Annotated in this window: 13 protein-coding genes and 2 pseudogenes; 10 read left to right on the top strand and 5 right to left on the bottom strand. The window is 68.2% G+C overall.

Features of this window, described 5'->3' with window-relative positions:
* Positions 1 to 19 precede the first annotated feature (19 nt).
* Positions 20 to 661 (bottom strand): annotated as a pseudogene (locus QH195_RS29095) (DedA family protein); the annotation flags it as partial.
* Positions 662 to 691: 30 nt separating this feature from the next.
* On the bottom strand, positions 692 to 1,435 hold the full coding sequence (locus QH195_RS29090; protein ID WP_280420234.1) for a DedA family protein: 744 nt from the start codon (positions 1,433 to 1,435) through the stop codon (positions 692 to 694).
* 208 nt (positions 1,436 to 1,643) lie between these two features.
* On the opposite strand from QH195_RS29090, the gene fbaA reads away from it, so the two are divergent.
* On the top strand, positions 1,644 to 2,678 hold the full coding sequence (gene fbaA / locus QH195_RS29085; protein WP_280437739.1) for a class II fructose-bisphosphate aldolase: 1,035 nt from the start codon (positions 1,644 to 1,646) through the stop codon (positions 2,676 to 2,678).
* Positions 2,679 to 2,702: 24 nt separating this feature from the next.
* Positions 2,703 to 3,818: a BTAD domain-containing putative transcriptional regulator gene (locus QH195_RS29080; RefSeq protein ID WP_280437738.1), complete on the top strand. Its 1,116-nt coding sequence runs from the start codon at positions 2,703 to 2,705 to the stop codon at positions 3,816 to 3,818.
* Between the two features lie 26 nt (positions 3,819 to 3,844).
* Here QH195_RS29080 and QH195_RS29075 read toward each other — a convergent pair whose 3' ends face one another.
* A complete protein-coding gene (locus QH195_RS29075) occupies positions 3,845 to 5,134 on the bottom strand; it encodes an adenylosuccinate synthase (RefSeq protein WP_280420220.1) in 1,290 nt (429 codons plus the stop codon).
* 201 nt (positions 5,135 to 5,335) lie between these two features.
* On the opposite strand from QH195_RS29075, the gene QH195_RS29070 reads away from it, so the two are divergent.
* Positions 5,336 to 5,995 carry a hypothetical protein gene (locus QH195_RS29070; protein ID WP_280420219.1) on the top strand — a complete coding sequence of 220 codons (660 nt, stop codon included), beginning with the start codon at positions 5,336 to 5,338 and terminating at the stop codon, positions 5,993 to 5,995.
* A complete protein-coding gene (locus QH195_RS29065; protein ID WP_280437737.1) occupies positions 5,992 to 6,771 on the top strand; it encodes a site-2 protease family protein in 780 nt (259 codons plus the stop codon). The genes QH195_RS29070 and QH195_RS29065 overlap by 4 nt, the downstream gene beginning before the upstream one ends.
* A gap of 269 nt (positions 6,772 to 7,040) precedes the next feature.
* Here the strand turns inward: QH195_RS29065 and QH195_RS29060 are convergent, their stop codons facing one another.
* Together QH195_RS29060 and QH195_RS29055 are read right to left on the bottom strand one after the other, a co-directional pair.
* The gene (locus QH195_RS29060) at positions 7,041 to 8,189 is read right to left on the bottom strand and encodes an FUSC family protein (protein ID WP_280420217.1); all 1,149 of its coding nucleotides are present in this window, start codon (positions 8,187 to 8,189) and stop codon (positions 7,041 to 7,043) included.
* A 14-nt stretch (positions 8,190 to 8,203) separates the two neighbouring features.
* Positions 8,204 to 8,647, bottom strand: coding sequence for a DUF3151 domain-containing protein (locus tag QH195_RS29055; RefSeq protein ID WP_280420216.1), 444 nt, complete (start codon positions 8,645 to 8,647; stop codon positions 8,204 to 8,206).
* Positions 8,648 to 8,733: 86 nt separating this feature from the next.
* Here QH195_RS29055 and QH195_RS29050 point away from each other — a divergent pair, with 86 nt between their 5' ends.
* The 6 genes and pseudogenes from QH195_RS29050 to QH195_RS29025 all read left to right on the top strand — a co-directional run.
* The gene (locus QH195_RS29050; protein ID WP_280437736.1) at positions 8,734 to 11,730 is read left to right on the top strand and encodes an Rv0361 family membrane protein; all 2,997 of its coding nucleotides are present in this window, start codon (positions 8,734 to 8,736) and stop codon (positions 11,728 to 11,730) included.
* Between the two features lie 91 nt (positions 11,731 to 11,821).
* The gene (locus QH195_RS29045; protein WP_280437735.1) at positions 11,822 to 12,118 is read left to right on the top strand and encodes an excalibur calcium-binding domain-containing protein; all 297 of its coding nucleotides are present in this window, start codon (positions 11,822 to 11,824) and stop codon (positions 12,116 to 12,118) included.
* 87 nt (positions 12,119 to 12,205) lie between these two features.
* Positions 12,206 to 14,806, top strand: a complete 2,601-nt coding sequence (locus QH195_RS29040; protein ID WP_280437734.1) for a LuxR C-terminal-related transcriptional regulator — start codon at positions 12,206 to 12,208, stop codon at positions 14,804 to 14,806.
* 303 nt (positions 14,807 to 15,109) lie between these two features.
* On the top strand, positions 15,110 to 15,433 hold the full coding sequence (locus QH195_RS29035; protein WP_280420244.1) for a WXG100 family type VII secretion target: 324 nt from the start codon (positions 15,110 to 15,112) through the stop codon (positions 15,431 to 15,433).
* Positions 15,434 to 15,451: 18 nt separating this feature from the next.
* Positions 15,452 to 15,787 carry a WXG100 family type VII secretion target gene (locus QH195_RS29030; protein WP_280437733.1) on the top strand — a complete coding sequence of 112 codons (336 nt, stop codon included), beginning with the start codon at positions 15,452 to 15,454 and terminating at the stop codon, positions 15,785 to 15,787.
* Positions 15,784 to 16,478, top strand: a pseudogene (locus tag QH195_RS29025) (ADP-ribosyltransferase); the annotation flags it as partial. The gene QH195_RS29030 and the pseudogene QH195_RS29025, both read left to right, overlap by 4 nt.

The raw sequence follows: 16,478 nt of genomic DNA, 5'->3' as shown, positions 1-16,478 counted from the left end.
GTGGGGTGGTGTCGGCAGCGGCGGAATCCACTTCGAAATCCTCGGCCGGCTGCGCCATTTCGTGGCGGTACTGCCGGATTCCGATCACGGTGCCCACCACGAGGCACGCCACCAGCGAACCGATCACGATCGGCATCAGCCAGGTGAACTGCTGGATGAAACTACCGGCGTAATACCCCATCAGGAGCAGTACGGGCGCCCAGATGATCGCGCCGATGGTGCTGGCGACGGTATACCGGCGATGGTCCATTTCGGCGGCGCCCGCCACCATCGGGCACAGTGTGCGCACCCAGGGGATCCACCGGGCGATCAGCACCGCGAGGAAACCGTGCCGGCGCAGCAGCTCGGCCACCCTGGTCAGGTTCTCGGTGTTGATATATCGCCCGTTCTTCCGGGCGACGAGTTTGTGCCCGGTTCTGCGCCCGACGACGTAGCCGACCTGGTTTCCGGCGATCGCGGCGAGCATCGCGCCCACCGAAAGCAGCCAGACCTGGGTTTCCCCGCTCGAATGCGAGGCCATGACTATGCCGGCGGTCAGCAGCATGGAATCACCGGGCAGGAAGAGCCCGAGGATGAACGCGCATTCCAGGAAGACGAAGGTCAGGACCACCGTCCAGACCAGCGCGGGACCGGCGGAGATCAGCGGATCGAAATTGCCCATCGCGTAGGGCTCGGCCGAGGCGGACACCACTTACCGGACGGGGATCTCGTTCGTGCCGGCCGTCGCGTGGTTCGGCACAACCGGCAGGGGCATGGTGCTGGTGACCGGGTCCGCCAGGTCCACGGCGGGCAATTCGGCGGTGGAGACCAGGCCGTGTTCGGCGACCGGTGCGGCCGGGGTCTTGCGGTTGGTCAACTTCTTGGCCACCGCGCTGATGCCCGGCAGGATCGAGACGAACACGATGAGCAGGAAGATGCCCTCGACGTGGTCGCGGATGAAGGCCACATTGCCCAGGAAGTACCCGAGTACGGTCACGCCGCCGCCCCACGCGACGGCGCCGACGATATCGAAAGCGACATAACGCCGGTAGCTCATCTTCGACACCCCGGCAAGGACGGGCATGAAGGTCCGGACGATCGGGACGAATCGGGCGAGGATGATCGTTTTGGGGCCGTGTTTCTCGAAGAATTCGTGCGTTTCGGTCACATAGCTCTTCTTGAAGAAACGAGTGTCTTCCTTGCTGAACAGTGCCGGACCGATGGCCCGGCCGATCCAGTAACCGCACTGATCGCCGGCGAAGGCGATGAAGGTGACCGCGGGCAGCAGGACCCAGATCGAAACCGGAGGGTTCTCCTGCGCCGCCAGCAGACCGCCGGTGAACAGCAGCGAATCGCCGGGCAGCAGTGGGAACAGCAGACCCGTCTCGATGAAGACGATCACCAGAATTGCCGGTAGCACCGCATTCTTCAGCCAGGTTTCGGTCAACAGGTGCATCGGGTCGAGCAGTTCGGTCAGAGCCAGATTGCTCGTCACCGCGTCGGTAGCTGCCAGCGCAATCACCCGGCCCACAGTACCGGTTACCGCCGAGCCCGCAGGGTGCAGCGGCGCAAACAATCCCCTTATACCGGATGGAATCCGTCTGGCTTAGGGTATGTGCAGAAACAGACAATCCCGTCTGCCGCACTACACGGAGGTCTTCACAGTGCCGATCGCGACTCCGGAGGTCTACGCCGAGATGCTCGGTCAGGCCAAGGCGAACTCTTTCGCCTTCCCGGCCATCAACTGCACATCGTCGGAGACGATCAACGCGGCGATCAAGGGTTTCGCCGAGGCGGGCAGTGACGGGATCATCCAATTCTCCACCGGTGGCGCGGAATTCGGTTCCGGCCAGGGGGTGAAGGATATGGTCACCGGTGCTGTCGCGCTCGCCGAATTCGCGCATGTGGTGGCCGAGAAGTACGGCGTCACCATTGCGCTGCACACCGACCACTGCCCCAAGGACAAGCTGGACGGTTTCGTCCGCCCGCTGCTGGCCATCTCCCAGGAGCGGGTGAACGCGGGTAAGAATCCGCTGTTCCAGTCGCATATGTGGGACGGTTCGGCGGTTCCGATCGACGAGAATCTGTCCATCGCCCAGGAGCTGCTGTCCGCCGCGACCGCCGCCAGGATCATCCTCGAGGTCGAGATCGGCGTCGTCGGCGGTGAAGAGGACGGTGTCGAGGCCGAGATCAACGAGAAGCTCTACACCTCGCCCGCGGATTTCGAGAAGACCATCGACGCGCTCGGCGCAGGTGAGAAGGGCAAATACCTGCTCGCCGCCACCTTCGGCAATGTGCACGGTGTCTACAAGCCCGGCAACGTGGTGCTCAAGCCCGAGGTGCTGGCCGAGGGCCAGAAGGTTGCCGCCGCCAAGCTGGGCCTGGGTGCCGACGCGCAGCCCTTCGATTTCGTCTTCCACGGCGGTTCCGGTTCGCTGAAATCGGAGATCGACGATTCGCTGCGCTACGGCGTGGTGAAGATGAACGTCGACACCGACACCCAGTACGCCTTCACCCGGCCCGTCGCCGCCCATATGTTCAGCAACTACGACGGTGTGCTGAAGATCGACGGCGAGGTCGGCAACAAGAAGACCTACGATCCGCGCAGCTACCTGAAGAAGGCCGAGCTCTCGATGGCGGCCCGAGTGGTGCAGGCCTGCGAGGACCTGCACTCCGCGGGACGTTCGATCAGTGCCTGATCGCGCCGTCGCGCTCACTGCGAGATGACGCTCGATCTTCGTGTGCTGGGACCCGTCCGATTATCGGTCGGCGGTGAGCCGGTCGCGGTCGGCGGGCCCAAACCGCGAGCGTTGCTGGCCGCGCTCGCGGTGAACCGGCGCCGTGCCGTGGCCTCGGCGACCCTGGCCGATATGGTCTGGAACGAGGCGCCGCCGGACGCCTACGCCGCGAGCCTGCAGGTATTCGTCTCCAATATCCGCAAGGCATTGCGGAATTCCGGGGTGGACCCGGCCGCGGTATTGCGCACCGAATCCTCCGGGTACCGGCTCGAGATCGCCGACGATGCCTGCGATCTCGGCCGGTTCGAGGCGGCTCGGGACGCGGGCAATCGCGCCGCGGGCGCCGGCGATCACGCGTCGGCGTCGCGGCTGTTCACCACCGCGCTGCGGGAGTGGAACGGCCGGGCGCTCTCGGATCTGGCCGGTCTGGGGTTCGCGGACAGTTTCGCCACCGCGATGGAAGAAGAACGCCTGCTGGCGGTTTCGGCGCGCTTCGACGCGGAGATCGCCTGCGGCCGTGCCGCCGCGGTGATCGGCGAACTGGTCGCGCTGACCAATGAACATCCGCTGCGCGAACCGCTGTGGGGGCAGCTCATCACCGCGCTCTACCTCTCCGAACGGCACGCCGACGCGCTCGAGGCGTGCCGGCGGGTGCGCACGGTTCTGGCCGAGGAACTCGGTATCGACCCCGGGCCTGCCCTGGTCGAACTGGAGCGCCGGGTGCTGCGGCAGGAGCCGCTGAGCCCCGTGGAGTTCAAGACCGCCGAGCGGATGGCCGCCGCGATGACCGATACGGTCACCGAGGTGCCGCGTTCGGTACGCAGCGGGCAGTTGCGGCTGCCCGACGGACGGCTGGTGCTCGTCGCGCACGGCAGCTTCCGGATCGGCCGGATGACCGATAACGATCTGATCCTCGACGATCCCAAGGCCAGCCGCTATCACGCCCAGATCAAACTGGGCCGGGCCGGCCTGCTGATCGAAGACCTGGATTCCGCGAACGGGGTCTACGTCAACGAGGAGCCGATAGATTCCGCGCTGCTCGCCGACGGCGACGCAATCCGCATCGGCACTACCGTCCTGGCTTTCCGAGCCATCCGCTGAACCGCCCGATTACCGAGCGCCGGCGCCTAACCCAGGATGTCGTGGCGGACGATCGTCTGCTCGCGGCCCGGCCCCACCCCGATGCAGGACATCCGGGCGCCGGAGAGTTCCTCGAGCCGGTGCACATAGGCCTGGGCGTTGGCGGGCAGTTCGTCGAAGGTGCGTGCCTGGGAGATGTCCTCCCACCAGCCCGGCATCTCCTCGTAGATCGGTTTGGCGTGGTGGAAACCGGTCTGGGTGGTCGGCATCTGCTCGACCCGCTCGCCGTCCACCTCGTAGGCCACACAGATCGGGACCCGTTCCAGGCTGGACAGCACATCGAGCTTGGTGAGGAAGTAGTCGGTGATGCCGTTGACCCGGGTGGCGTAGCGGGCGATCACCGCGTCGAACCAGCCGCAGCGGCGGGCCCGGCCGGTGGTCACGCCCACCTCGCCGCCGGTTTTCGCCAGGTAGGCGCCCGATTCGTCGAACAGTTCGGTCGGGAACGGGCCGGATCCCACCCGGGTGGTGTAGCACTTGAGGATGCCCAGCACTGTGCCGATCTGGTTGGGCCCGATCCCTGCGCCGACCGCGGCACCGCCGGCGGTCGGGTTGGAGGAGGTGACGTAGGGGTACGTGCCGTGGTCGACGTCGAGCAGCGTGCCCTGCGAGCCCTCCAGCAGCACGGTCTCGCCGCGTTCGAGTGCCACGTTCAGTTCCAGCCGGGTATCGCTGATCCGGTGCGCGAACTTCTCCGCCTGCGCCAGCACCTCGTCGACCACCTGCTGCGGTTCGAGCGCGCGCCGGTTGTAGATCTTCACCAGCACCTGGTTCTTGAACTCGAGCGCCGCCTCCACCTTCTGGGTGAGAATCTTCTCGTCGAGTACATCGGCCACGCGCACCCCGACCCGCGCCACTTTGTCCTGGTAGCAGGGGCCGATACCGCGCCCGGTGGTGCCGATCTTGTTGTTGCCGAGGAACCGCTCGGTGACCTTATCGATGGCCACGTGGTACGGCATGATCAGGTGGGCATCGGCGGAGAGCAGCAGGCCGGAGGTGTCGACATCGCGTTCCTCCAGACCCGCGAGTTCGTCGAGCAGTACCCCGGGGTCGACCACGACACCGTTGCCGATGACGTTGCGGACACCCGGCGTCAGGATTCCGGAGGGGATGAGGTGCAGCGCGAAGTTGTCCCCGTTGGGCAGCACCACGGTATGGCCGGCGTTGTTACCGCCCTGGTACCGCACTACCCACTGCACGCGGCCGCCGAGTAGGTCGGTGGCTTTGCCCTTGCCCTCGTCGCCCCACTGGGCGCCGATGAGGACGATTGCCGGCATGGTCGTGTCTCCTACGGGTCGACGCGCAGCACGCACCTCGTGCTGCAGCTACCTGCCGTAATGGGGAGGAAGCCGGGAGCACAGTCTACTCGAGGCACCGGAGGCCGCCGGGAACGGCCGCTGTACCAGGCCCGTTGTGCGAGTCGGCGCGGCACACCCTCTACACTCGTGGGTGACCGGTCCGAGGAGGGTGTTGGGCGTTTGAGTACCCATGTTCTCCGCTGTGCCGATGCTCCGGTGCCTATTGCGCTCGCCGCCCAGCCCACCAGCCAAACTGCGGCTGTTCCGGATACCACGCTGATCGACGAGCTGCTGCCGGTGCTGGCGGCGGATAGTCTGCCGCGGCTGATCGTGCTGGGTGACGACGCCGCCCTGGCGGCGGTCCTGACCCATCTGATGCGAACCGAGCGTCTGCATGTGGAGGTCGGCTATGTGCCGCCGGACCACACCTATGCCGAGCAGGCCTACCAACTCGGCACCGGGAACGCCGCGGCGCGCCGTGCGCTGGACGGTAGGGCCGAAGAGGTGCCGCTCATCCGTGACGACACCGGCACCGTCCTGGTGGGTAGAGCCAAGATCACCGGCGTGAACGGCACGCCGCTCACCGGCGAGGCCTACGTGGACGAAACACGGCTGTTCTCCGGCGAGGTCCGGGCGATGTTCGTGACCCCGACCCTCGAGCTGCCCGGAGTCCGGGCCAGTGTGCCGCGCCGCTTCCGGCGCCGGCGCTGGGCCGTGGGGCGCGCCGCCCAGCTCGGTACCCCCGCCGCCGTGATCAACCGCGACGGTGTGCAGAGCGACCGCACGGTGCCGCGGTCGAGTTTCTACCGGCACCACGAGCCCTGGCTGCTGGTTCGATGAGCGGCGGTGTTGCCGCCCTGCGCCGGGGTGCGGTCCGGCCCAGCCCCGTTTTCTTGCTGGTACTGCTGCTGGCGGTGACCGGTGGTGTGCTCGCCTGGAACGCGGAACTGGATTCGGCCTGGGCGAAGGCGGGCGTTTTCGTACTGGTCGTCTTCGGCTGGGTGGTGAGCTTGTGCCTGCACGAATTCGCCCATGCTTATCTCGCGTGGCGGGCCGGAGACCGTGAAGTGGAGTTGCGCGGGTATCTGACCCTGAATCCGCTGAAATACAGTCATCCGCTGCTGTCGATCGTGCTGCCGATGGTGTTCATCGCGCTCGGCGGGATCGGGCTGCCCGGTGGAGCCGTATACATCCATGCCCATCAGGTGCCGCCCCGGACCCAGCGGCTGATCAGCGCCGCGGGTCCGGCGGTGAATGCGCTGTGCGCGGTGGTGCTGTTGCTCGTCGTCCGGGTGTTCGGTAGTGCGCAGGAAAATCCGGCGTTCTGGTTCGGACTGAGCTTCCTGGCTTTCCTGCAGGTGACGGCGACCCTGTTGAATCTGCTGCCGATACCCGGTCTGGACGGATACGGGATCGTGGAACCCTCGCTGAGCTACCAGACCCGGCGCGGCCTGGACCAGTTCAAACCGTTCGGCATGCTCATCCTGTTCGCCCTGTTGTTCACCCCCGCGATCAACCAGGTGTTCTTCGACGCGGTCTACACCCTGTACGACTTCTCCGGGGTCTCCGAACAGTGGTCCCGGTACGGCGGATATCTGACCCGGTTCTGGGCGTAGATCGATAAGCTGGGCCCGCCCGGCGCGGCTCCGGCCGGACGGGCCCGGATACCCCGCCCGGGCCTGCGTCCGGGTATCCGAACGTCCGGTGCGCGGCAGCGCCGTCCGTCGGCAACGCGGCGTGCGGGTGGGGTCCCGACCGTTCCGGCACAACCGGTTCGGTCATGTTTCACATTAGTTCACGACCGGGTGAACGGTAACGGGTAGTCCACTACGCGGAAAACCGGTGGACTCCAGCGTCCGATCCGCGTAGCCGCGCGGCACCGCACTCAATTCTGTGGCGTGACATACGGGTTGGGAACGGTGGGCGGGAGCAGGGCCATCGCCGAAATCCGTTGCACCCCGCAGACCTGCATCAAGTCGACCAGGGTGGACCGGATCTGCGCGAAGACCACATGCGCCGACAAACCCGCACCCGCAACCAGTTCCGGCCGAGCCTGTTTGGCGACCGATCGTAAGGCGCGCGCCGCTTCGGCCCGGTCGGGCTGTTCGCCGCGATCGGCCAGCACCATCCGCCGGACCACATCGATCGCCTGCGCCAGCCGCTCCACCTCGTCGATCAGCCCAGGATTGAGGATTTCGTCGTCACGCACCAGGGTCAGCGAACGCCGCAGCAGGACTCGGGTGTTGCGGACCGCGTTGTCGAGCGGATCGGCTGCCGCACGTAATCGCTCCAACCGGTCGCGGGAATTCCAATAGAGCGGCGAAATACGGCTGACCTCACGCCCGCCTTCCAGCGATTTGCGCAGCGAATCCAATTGCTGCTGGGTGGCGCGGACGGCGGTGAGGGCATCGTGGATCTTGCTCGGATCCTGTTCCAGCAGACCGTGCGCGCAATCGGTGAGCGATTTACCCATCACGCCCAGTATCGCCGCCGCCTGTTCGCGCGCTCGGCGCACCGGATGAAGCGGTAGCGCGGCGACGACCACCACACCCACCAGCCCACCGATCAGGGCGTCGACCATCCGGGACAGACCGGCCCCGGACTCCGGCGGCATAAGCGTCGCCACCAGTACGGCCGAACCGGACGCCTGGATACCGATGATGGGCCCGCCGTCGAGGAAGATGGCCAGCGCCATGGCCGCCGCCACCACCAGCGCGATCTGCCACACCCCGGTGCCGACCTGGGAAATGAACAGATCGCCGACGCCGATACCGACCGCGACGCCGACCACCAGCTCGAGTGAACGGCGCAGCCGCGCCCCGAAGGCGGTGCCGATCGAGACGATGGCGGCCGTGGGCGCGAAGAACGGAAGCGGATGGCCGACCACGTCCTTGGCCAGGAACCAGGCCAGCGCCGCGGCCAGCGAGCACTGCAGAATCGGAAGCGCCGACAGGCGCAGCCGGGTCCAGGAGCGCCGCAGGCGCTCTCTGCCGCGGACCTGAGCCCGGGTTATTCGGGAGTTCGGGTCACTCACGGGCGCGAGATCGTTCAGTCCAGACCGAGTTCCCCGGCCGCCCGCGGATCGCAATCCTCGAGCAGATCCAGGCAGCGGGCGTACTCGTCGGTTTCGCCGACGGCCCGCGCCGCCTTCGCCAGGGCCCCCACGCTACGCAGGAAGCCGCGATTGGGCTCGTGCTCCCACGGCACCGGGCCGAAACCCTTCCAGCCGTTGCGGCGCAGCAGATCCAACCCACGGTGGTAGCCGGTACGGGCGAACGCGTAGGCGGCGACGACATCGTGATTGATCGGTTCCGCGGCATCCGCGGCACGTTCCAGGGCGGCTTCGGCCAGCGCCGCCCAGGCGATAGAAGCGGCCGGATTCTCCGCGGCCACCTGCACCGGATCGGTGCCCGCGTCGAGCGCGTCTTCCGCCGCATGCAGTTCAGGAAGGAGTACAGGTTGCGGTCCGAGCAGATCACCGAACGAGGTCATGCGGTTCATTGTGCACGGCTACCGGGAATGCTCGATAGGCTGGCCTTCTACGTCACATTTCTGTTTGCCAGCAACGAGGGGTACAGGTGCCGCACCCGACCGACGACGAGAAACCGAATCGCTCCGAATCCGGCCCCGGCTCGCCTACCGCGACGCCGGACACGCCGGACACCGGAACGCAGCTGTCGCAGGCAGCCGATGCGGTGACCTCCCGGATCCGCCGGGCGTTCGGTCGCGACAGCGTCACCGGTTCGAATGACGAGCCCGCCGCCGGGGAGAGCAACGCCCCCACCGAGGCTCTCCCGCGGGCGTCGGCGGGCCGGGTGAGCGGTTCGGACAACGCCGGGGCAGCGGAAAGCGATGCCGAGACGGAGGCAATCCGGACTACCGCCCCGGAAGGAACGGGTTCCGCGGCCGGAGTCGGCGGCGATTCGCCGGCGGCTGCGGAGGGTGACGAACCGGGGCCCGACGGATCGGGTGAGACGACCGAGCGGACAACTGTTTCCGCGGCCCGCGACGAAAGCGGTACCCGGCCGCAGGAGAACGGCGAGCAGGATTCGAACGGCGGATCGGCGGACCGTGCCGGGGAGGACCACGCGGAGGATACGCCGGAGCCGACGGACGAGCCTTCGACAACCGGGAAAGCCGTTGCCGCCGGTGTGGAGACGACCGAGCAGGCAGGTGACCAGCCGGAAAAAGCCGGTCCACCGGAGGAAGACGGTGGAGCCGCGGCCGTCGGCTCGGTGGCATCGACCGCGTCAACAGGTTCGGACGCCGAAGACGAATCGCCCGGCACGGGCGCGTCCGGAGAAACCGACAGTGCTCCTCCGGCAGCAGGAGGTACATCCACCGGTGAGGTACCGGTGGCGTCCGATAGCGCGAAATCTGCGGTCGCTGCCGCACCGGAGACCGCGGGTGGATCATCGAGCGGTACCGGGCAGGCCGAAGCCACAGCAGGCGGCACACCGGCGTCATCCGGTTCGGTGGACGCCGACCGTCCAACGGACTCCGGTCGGCCGGTGAAGGCGCGCGACGGTGCCGAGAAGTCCGGCTCGGATGTCCCGCGGCCCGGGACGGCTCAGGCGAATGATTCGGCAGGTAACAGCGCTGACCGTGCCTCCGAGGGGCCCGGCCCCGATGCGGCCGCCGTTGACAGGGCAGCTGACGATCCGCACGCTGCGGCCGGTGCCGCGCGCAGCTCAGCCGGGGGATCCGGCGAATCGGTAGAAGGATCTGCGGCAGCGTCCGGGGCGTCCGGCGGGTCGATCGAGGGGCCCACTGGTCCGGCTGCCGACGGTGTGGAGGGTGCGGCCGAATCCGAGTCGGGAGCGCCCACCGAAGCTTTGAAGAACCCGGCGGGCACCACAGGCGTGGGCGGTGAGGCCGTGGCGGCGGCAAGCGCCGCCGGGAGTACCGCCGCGGACGGCCATCAGGGCGGTCCGGTCGAGGACGGAACCGCCGCAGGCACCTCCGATGACGAAACCACACCGGGTGACGCGGGAAGTGCGGCGGAATCGACCGGCGGTGAATCGGGAGAAGTTGCCGGGGGCGAACCCGGTAGCGAGGCTCGTGCCGCGGAGCAGTCGGGCGGTGGAGACGCTGCTGTCCAGCCTGTCGCGGGAGCAAAGTCCGGGAAATCCGAAACTGGTGCCGGGAAAACGCTGGACCAGACCGCCGGCAAGCAAAACGCGGCGCAGGCGGGAGCCGGGGAGCCGGAGACACGTGCCGGGGGCCGGTCGGCCGATGCGGAGAGTTCCGCGGAGCCGGCCATCGAGCCGGACGATGCGGTGCAGCCGATCGACGCGGGCGGTTCCGGCCGGAACGGAACGGGGGCGGTTGCGGAGTCCGGCGATGCGGTGCGTGACCCGGAACAGGCGGATGGCAAGGAGACCACGGAGCCGGTTCCCGGGAACAACTCCGGCGATTCGGAAGATTCGGAAAAGGGCACCGAGGGGGAGCCCGGCGATACGGGCCGTACCCCGGAACATGCGGATGGCGGGCAGGCGGCATCCGGCGGTGCAATCGCGGCCGACTCGGAAGCCGGCACCGCGACGGAAAGCGGCGAGGACGACCGGGCCGGGACCACCGAGGACGACTCGGGCGACTCCGACGGGGAGGATCGCTCGGGTACCCCCGGTGAGTCCGGGCCGGGTCCGGACAACGGTGAGGCGCGGACGGTTGTCATACCGCGGCAGCCGCGCCCGGATGAGGCGCGCACCGTGGCCATGCCGGCGCAGAAGCCGGATCCCGACGCCACCGCGCGGATCGATATGAACCAGGTGCGCAAGGCCGGTCGGCCCGGGCAGACGCCGGGTGGCCCGCCGGGCCCCGCCCGGACCGATCGTGTCGGGCCGGGCGCGCCGGCGCTGTCGAAACCGCCTGCTACCCCGCGGCCGCAGCCGGGTCCGAAGCGTCCGGGGTCGCCGGCGCCCGGCCGGCCCGATCAGCCCGCGGCGCAGCGTCCGGGTGGTCCTCCCCCGGGGGCGCGGCCGGGTGGTCGCCCGCAGCCCGCGCCGCCGCGGCCGGGGACAGCGCCCTCACCCGCCGACCTCAAGCCGACGGTGGCCGAACAGCGGGTCGCGCAGGCGCCGCCGCAGCGTGCCCAGCCGCAACGGGTGGAACCGGCGGCCCCGGCTGCGACACCGGGCGACAGCAACAAGAAGTGGCTCATCGCCGGCGGGGTCGCGGTGGCGCTCGTGGTCGCGTTGATCGCGATCCTGGTGGGCACCGGGGCGGGTGATGATTCGCCGCAGGCCCGGATCACCGCGGCCATCGGCGATTACACCGGGGGGCTGGAAAGCGGTGATCTGCCGGCGTTGCGCAACGCCACCTGTGGCGCGCTGCACGACTACTACCAGGGTTTGTCGGAGGAGCAATTCGCCGGTGTCCATCGGCAGGCGGTGAGTGAGGGCAGCATCCCCGAGGTCACCGGTGTCGACGCGGTCAAGATCACCGATCGCACGGCCTTGGCCCAGGTCACCGTGCAGACCGATGCCGATCCGGAGGAAACCACCCGCACCTTCGACCTGCAGGAAACCGATTCCGGCTGGAAGGTGTGCGACCCGCCCGCGGGCGCCCAGTAGATACGCCGCACGCGCGACCGGGAACAAGGGCCTTTCACTTTTCCCGGTCGCGCGTGAGGATGGGAGTACCCCAGCACCAAGGACTCCCGTGATGAATGCCTTCAGAACTCTCGCGCGCCTCGTCGTCGCCGGTTGCGCGCTGACGGTCCTCGCCGCCGCGCCGGCCGCCGCCGATACCCAGACCTCATCGAATCGGGTCGACGAGTCGCATCCGCTTCCCGCGGACCGGGCGGAAGCCGAGGCGGAGGACGACGAGTATCCCTACTACATCAACTGCGATCACGCCCGCCGCGAATCCCTGACCCCGCTGTTCGGTGGGCAGCCCGGATACTCGCGGCAGCTCGACGAAGACGGTGACGGACTGGCCTGTGAAGTGGGTGAGGGCTGAACGGGTTCCCGGTTCGGTGCGCAGTGCCGGTGTCGCCGTGGACAGTTCGCGGCGTCCCCCGGTAATGCGGCCTATACAGTAGACAATATGGCTCGGAACTGGCCGATGATCGAACGGGCGAACGAGTTCGAAGCGATTCGCGCGACGCTCACCGGCTCCGATAACGTCGGCGCTGTACTCATCGGGGAACCCGGTGTCGGTAAGACGACCCTGGCGCGGCGGGCGGCCACGGCCGGTGGTGGAAACATCCGCTGGGTCGCGGGAACCGAATCGGCGCGCAGTATTCCGCTCGGGGTGTTCGCGCATATGGTCGGTGTGTACACAGCGCACGATCCGGTGACCTTCATGGCCGCGGCCCGGGAAGCGTTGCTGGCGGACGGGCTCACGATCATCGGGGTCGACGACGCGCATCTGCTCGACCAGCTCTCCGCGACTCTGCTGTTGCAGTTGGCGATCGACAAGGCGGCGCGGATCGTCGCCACCGTGCGCGATGGTGTTCCGGTGCCGGACGCGGTGACCACGCTGTGGAAGGACGGCCATCTGCTGCGGATCCACCTGCCCCCGTTCACTCAGCAGCAGAGCGTGGACCTGGTGGAATCGATGCTGGGCGGGCAACTGGAGGGTTTCACCGCCAACCTCATGTGGGAGTCCTCGGGCGGTAACGCGCTGTTCCTGCGGCATCTGGTGGAGGGTGCCCTGGAAGCGGGTTCGCTGCGGCAGGTGAACGGGGTGTGGCAGTTGCGGGGCCGGGCCGCCGTGACCTCCGAATTGGCCGCGTTGCTGGAGGACCGGGTCGAACAGCTACCCGAATCCGTCCTGCGGGTACTGGAATTGCTCACCTTCTGTGAACCCGCCGATCTCGAGGTGATGGCCGAGCTCGCCGGGGAGGAGGCAGTGGAAGCGGCGGAGAACGGTGGCGTGATCCGGGTAGTGGAGGACGGACACGATCTGGTGGTCCGGTACACCCATCCGCTCTTCGGTGAGGTGATCCGGCGCCGGCTGGGTATCGCGACCTCGCGACGGTTACGCGGCAAACTGTATTCCGCGCTGAAACAACGCCGGATCAACTCGGCCGCAGACCGGATCCGGCTCGCCGAACTGGCTTTGGACAGCGATAAATCCGCCGATCTGGAACTGTTCGAATCCGCCGCCGAGGATGCGATCGGGCTGGCGAATCTACCGCTGGGCGAACGGTTCGCGCGCGCGGCGGTGGAACGCCGCGGCGGGGTGGAATCGGCGGACCTGCTGGCCCGCGCGCTGCTGTGGCAGGGGCACCGGATCGAGGCCGAACGGACGCTGGCCAGTTTCGATGCCGACGATCTGGACGAGGTGCAGCTGGCCCGCTGGGGTAGTACCCGGGTGTCGAATCTGCTGTGGGCGATGGGCGATGCCGACCGGGCCGACGAGGTGCTGACGCTGGTGCGGTCGCGTATCACGCAACCCAAGATTGCCTTGATCACGACCGGGCTCGCCGCTGCTTGCGCAGTGAGCGAGAACCGCCTCGGTGATGCGCTGCGCGAATCCGGACAGGTGATGCGGGCCGCCGACGCGCCGCCGTGGGCGGTGTGGTGGGCGGCTTTCGGCGGTGGACTCGCGGCGGCATTGCTGGGCCGTGCGGCCGAGGCCCGCGACTACGCGGAACGGGGCCGGGCGGTGGAACCGCATATCGACGGCCTGAATCGGTTCATGTCGACGCATGCCGAGGTGCTGGCGCTCGTACTCACCGGCGATCTGGCGGCCGCGGCCCACCGGGCCACCGAGTACTTCGGGTATTCCGCGCCCGGCCAATACTTGGCGTGGGGTATGTCGAAGATCCTGCAGGGCACCGTCGATGTGGCGCACGGCCGGTTCGGCGCCGGTATCGACAATCTGGAGCAGGCCCTGGCCGCGCTCACCGCCGAAGGTGCCGCCGCTTGGATGTTCCCGGCCCGGATCCGGCTGGCCGAGGCCTACGCGGCGCTCGGCCGGCCGGCCGAGGCCGCCGAATCGATCGCCGAAGCCGATGCGCGCGGCGGCCGGCACAGCGCGGTGTACGAACCGCAACTCGAGATAGCCCGGGCTTGCCTCGCGGCGGCCGAGGGCACGGTCAGCATCGCTGTCGAACGCGCGATCCGTGCCGCGGACGCTGCTGCCCGCGCGGACCAGCACGCCGTGGAGGCGCTGGCCCTGCATACCGCGGCCCGGTTCGGCGCGGGTTCGGTGGCGCCGCGGCTGGCCGATCTGGCAAACCGGGTGGACGGGCCGCTGGTGCGGGCGCAGGCTCGGCACGCGGTCGCGCTTTCCCGGCACGACGGCGCCGAGCTGGACGCGGCGGCGAACGATTTCGAACACCTGGGCGCCCGCCTTTCGGCCGCCGATGCCGCGGCGCAGGCCGCCACCGCCCACGACCGGGCGGGGGACCGGCGACGACTGCTGGAATCGGCCGCCCATGCCAACCGCCTGGCTGCCGCATGCGATGGTGCGTCGACCCCGGCCCTGCGCGACGCCGCCCAGCCGCTACCGCTCACCGCCCGGGAACGCGAGATCGCGAATCTGGTCGCGGCGGGTCTGAGCAACCGGCAGATCGCCGACCGGCTCACCGTCTCGGTCCGGACGGTGGAGGGGCATCTGTACAGGGCCTGCACCAAATTGGATGTCACCGACCGGGAGTCGTTGGTAGCGCTGCTACGCGGGGAATCACGTAAGTGAAGCCGCTGAGGGATCGGTCGACCGACTCTGGTGCGTCGGCCGACGCCGACCGGAAAGACCACCTCGTCCGCCTTCCGGACCTGGTGACAGCCGGGCAGAACCTTTCGCTATCGCCTGGCGCCACCAGCAGAAGTGCGGTGTCTGAATGATGGGCTCGGGGAAAATGACCGGTAGCAGCCCATGCTGAGTTGCCGAGATGCTGCGCATGCTGGTCCTATGGGGGAACCGATGAGACGCTCGCTGCGTCGAACTGGCTGTGAGGATCAGTGATTGTATGACTCGACTCGAGCCAGGTGAGCGGTGATGGCGCCTGAACCGATTACCGCGGATGCCGCCGCCATGGCGGACACCGCCACATTCCTTCGGCAGATCGCGACCACGGTGGGTGACGGGTTCCGTCGCATCGACGCCGAAATCGACGGCATGTCCTATTGGGGCGGCCCCGCCGCACAGGCGTTCACCGCGGGCTGGCAGGAAGCCAGCGAGGGGGCGGTGACACTGCTGTCCTCCCTGGAAGCCATGGCCGACCTGCTGGGAGTGCAGGGCGAGGAATTCGCCTCGGTAGACGAGACCTTGGCGGCCGATCTGGCCGATACCGGCCCGCGGCCGAGCTCGCTCAACATCTGATCAACAGGGGTTTTCGTCATGTCACGGCATCATGTCGACACCGACGCGCTCGACGCACTCAACGCCCAGCTGCGCGGTTTACTCGGTTTCACCGACGACCAGCTGGTGCTGCTGCAGCAACGGATGAACCGGCTGCACAACGGCGACGGCGCGGCCGAGCCGTGGACCGGGGAAACTGCCGCCGCCGCCCGCGCCGCTATGGATACCTGGAACGCCGGCGCACAAAAAATGCGCGACGGGCTGGCGCAAATGGAAGCGGCCGGCAAGAACGCCCACGACTCCTACACCAGCACATTCGCCGCGATCATGGCCCGCCTCGACCGCGGCCCCGCCCCCGACGCTGGTGCCCAGTGACCGTGGTCGACGTCGACACCGACGTCTACAACCAGGCCGCGGCAGCGCTGTTGAAGGCCGCCGACGAATTCATCGGCGCGGTGGATAAGCACTGGCCGAAGCTGGCCGATACCGGCGAGAACATGACCGGTAGCTATGAGGAGGCCAAGTCCTGGGCCACCGGCTACGACAACAAGGCCAACGACCTGTTGATGCAGGTGAAGCTGATGGCGAACAACGTCAACGGGTACGGCAACGTAGTGGCCGAGCTGGGCTATCTGCATGCCCTCGGTGACCACAACGCCAATATGAAACCCGGTCCGGCACCGACCCAGGCGCCCGTGCACCCGTTGAATCTGCTGGTTGGCTGCCGCCCACCGCTGCCCTCGGTCGGTGGGCCCGGTAGTGGGCTGCTCGAAGAAGGGATCGGGCTACTCGACGAAATCGGTATCACCGTCCCCGACGGCGACACCGACAAGCTCTGGACGGTCGCGGCGGTCTGGCGCGATATCGCCGCAGAGCCCGCCGTCGCGGGTTTCGCCGACGAAATCAAACGCATCGCCGGCATGTTCGCGCCGATCACCGCGCCCGAGCTCGACCATATCGACGAAGACCTCACCGCCCTGGCCGCCGCGGCGGCCGCAACCGGGGCCGGGTTCGGGGCGATGGCCACCCCCCCCAGCGCACCCCACGCCGAGCGGGTGGCGATGCG

The organism is Nocardia carnea, assembly GCF_029868855.1.
Lineage (GTDB): Bacteria > Actinomycetota > Actinomycetes > Mycobacteriales > Mycobacteriaceae > Nocardia > Nocardia carnea_A.
This window is presented reverse-complemented; position numbering and strand designations above follow the sequence as displayed.

What these genes read in the sequence shown, in the direction of transcription:
- QH195_RS29090 (WP_280420234.1), bottom strand. Translation starts at nt 1,435, where the DNA reads ATGCACCTGTTGACCGAAACCTGGCTGAAGAATGCGGTGCTACCGGCA.
- QH195_RS29080 (WP_280437738.1), top strand. Translation starts at nt 2,703, where the DNA reads ATGACGCTCGATCTTCGTGTGCTGGGACCCGTCCGATTATCGGTCGGC.
- QH195_RS29075 (WP_280420220.1), bottom strand. Translation starts at nt 5,134, where the DNA reads ATGCCGGCAATCGTCCTCATCGGCGCCCAGTGGGGCGACGAGGGCAAG.
- QH195_RS29065 (WP_280437737.1), top strand. Translation starts at nt 5,992, where the DNA reads ATGAGCGGCGGTGTTGCCGCCCTGCGCCGGGGTGCGGTCCGGCCCAGC.
- QH195_RS29055 (WP_280420216.1), bottom strand. Translation starts at nt 8,647, where the DNA reads ATGACCTCGTTCGGTGATCTGCTCGGACCGCAACCTGTACTCCTTCCT.
- QH195_RS29045 (WP_280437735.1), top strand. Translation starts at nt 11,822, where the DNA reads ATGAATGCCTTCAGAACTCTCGCGCGCCTCGTCGTCGCCGGTTGCGCG.
- QH195_RS29040 (WP_280437734.1), top strand. Translation starts at nt 12,206, where the DNA reads ATGGCTCGGAACTGGCCGATGATCGAACGGGCGAACGAGTTCGAAGCG.
- QH195_RS29035 (WP_280420244.1), top strand. Translation starts at nt 15,110, where the DNA reads ATGGCGCCTGAACCGATTACCGCGGATGCCGCCGCCATGGCGGACACC.
- QH195_RS29030 (WP_280437733.1), top strand. Translation starts at nt 15,452, where the DNA reads ATGTCACGGCATCATGTCGACACCGACGCGCTCGACGCACTCAACGCC.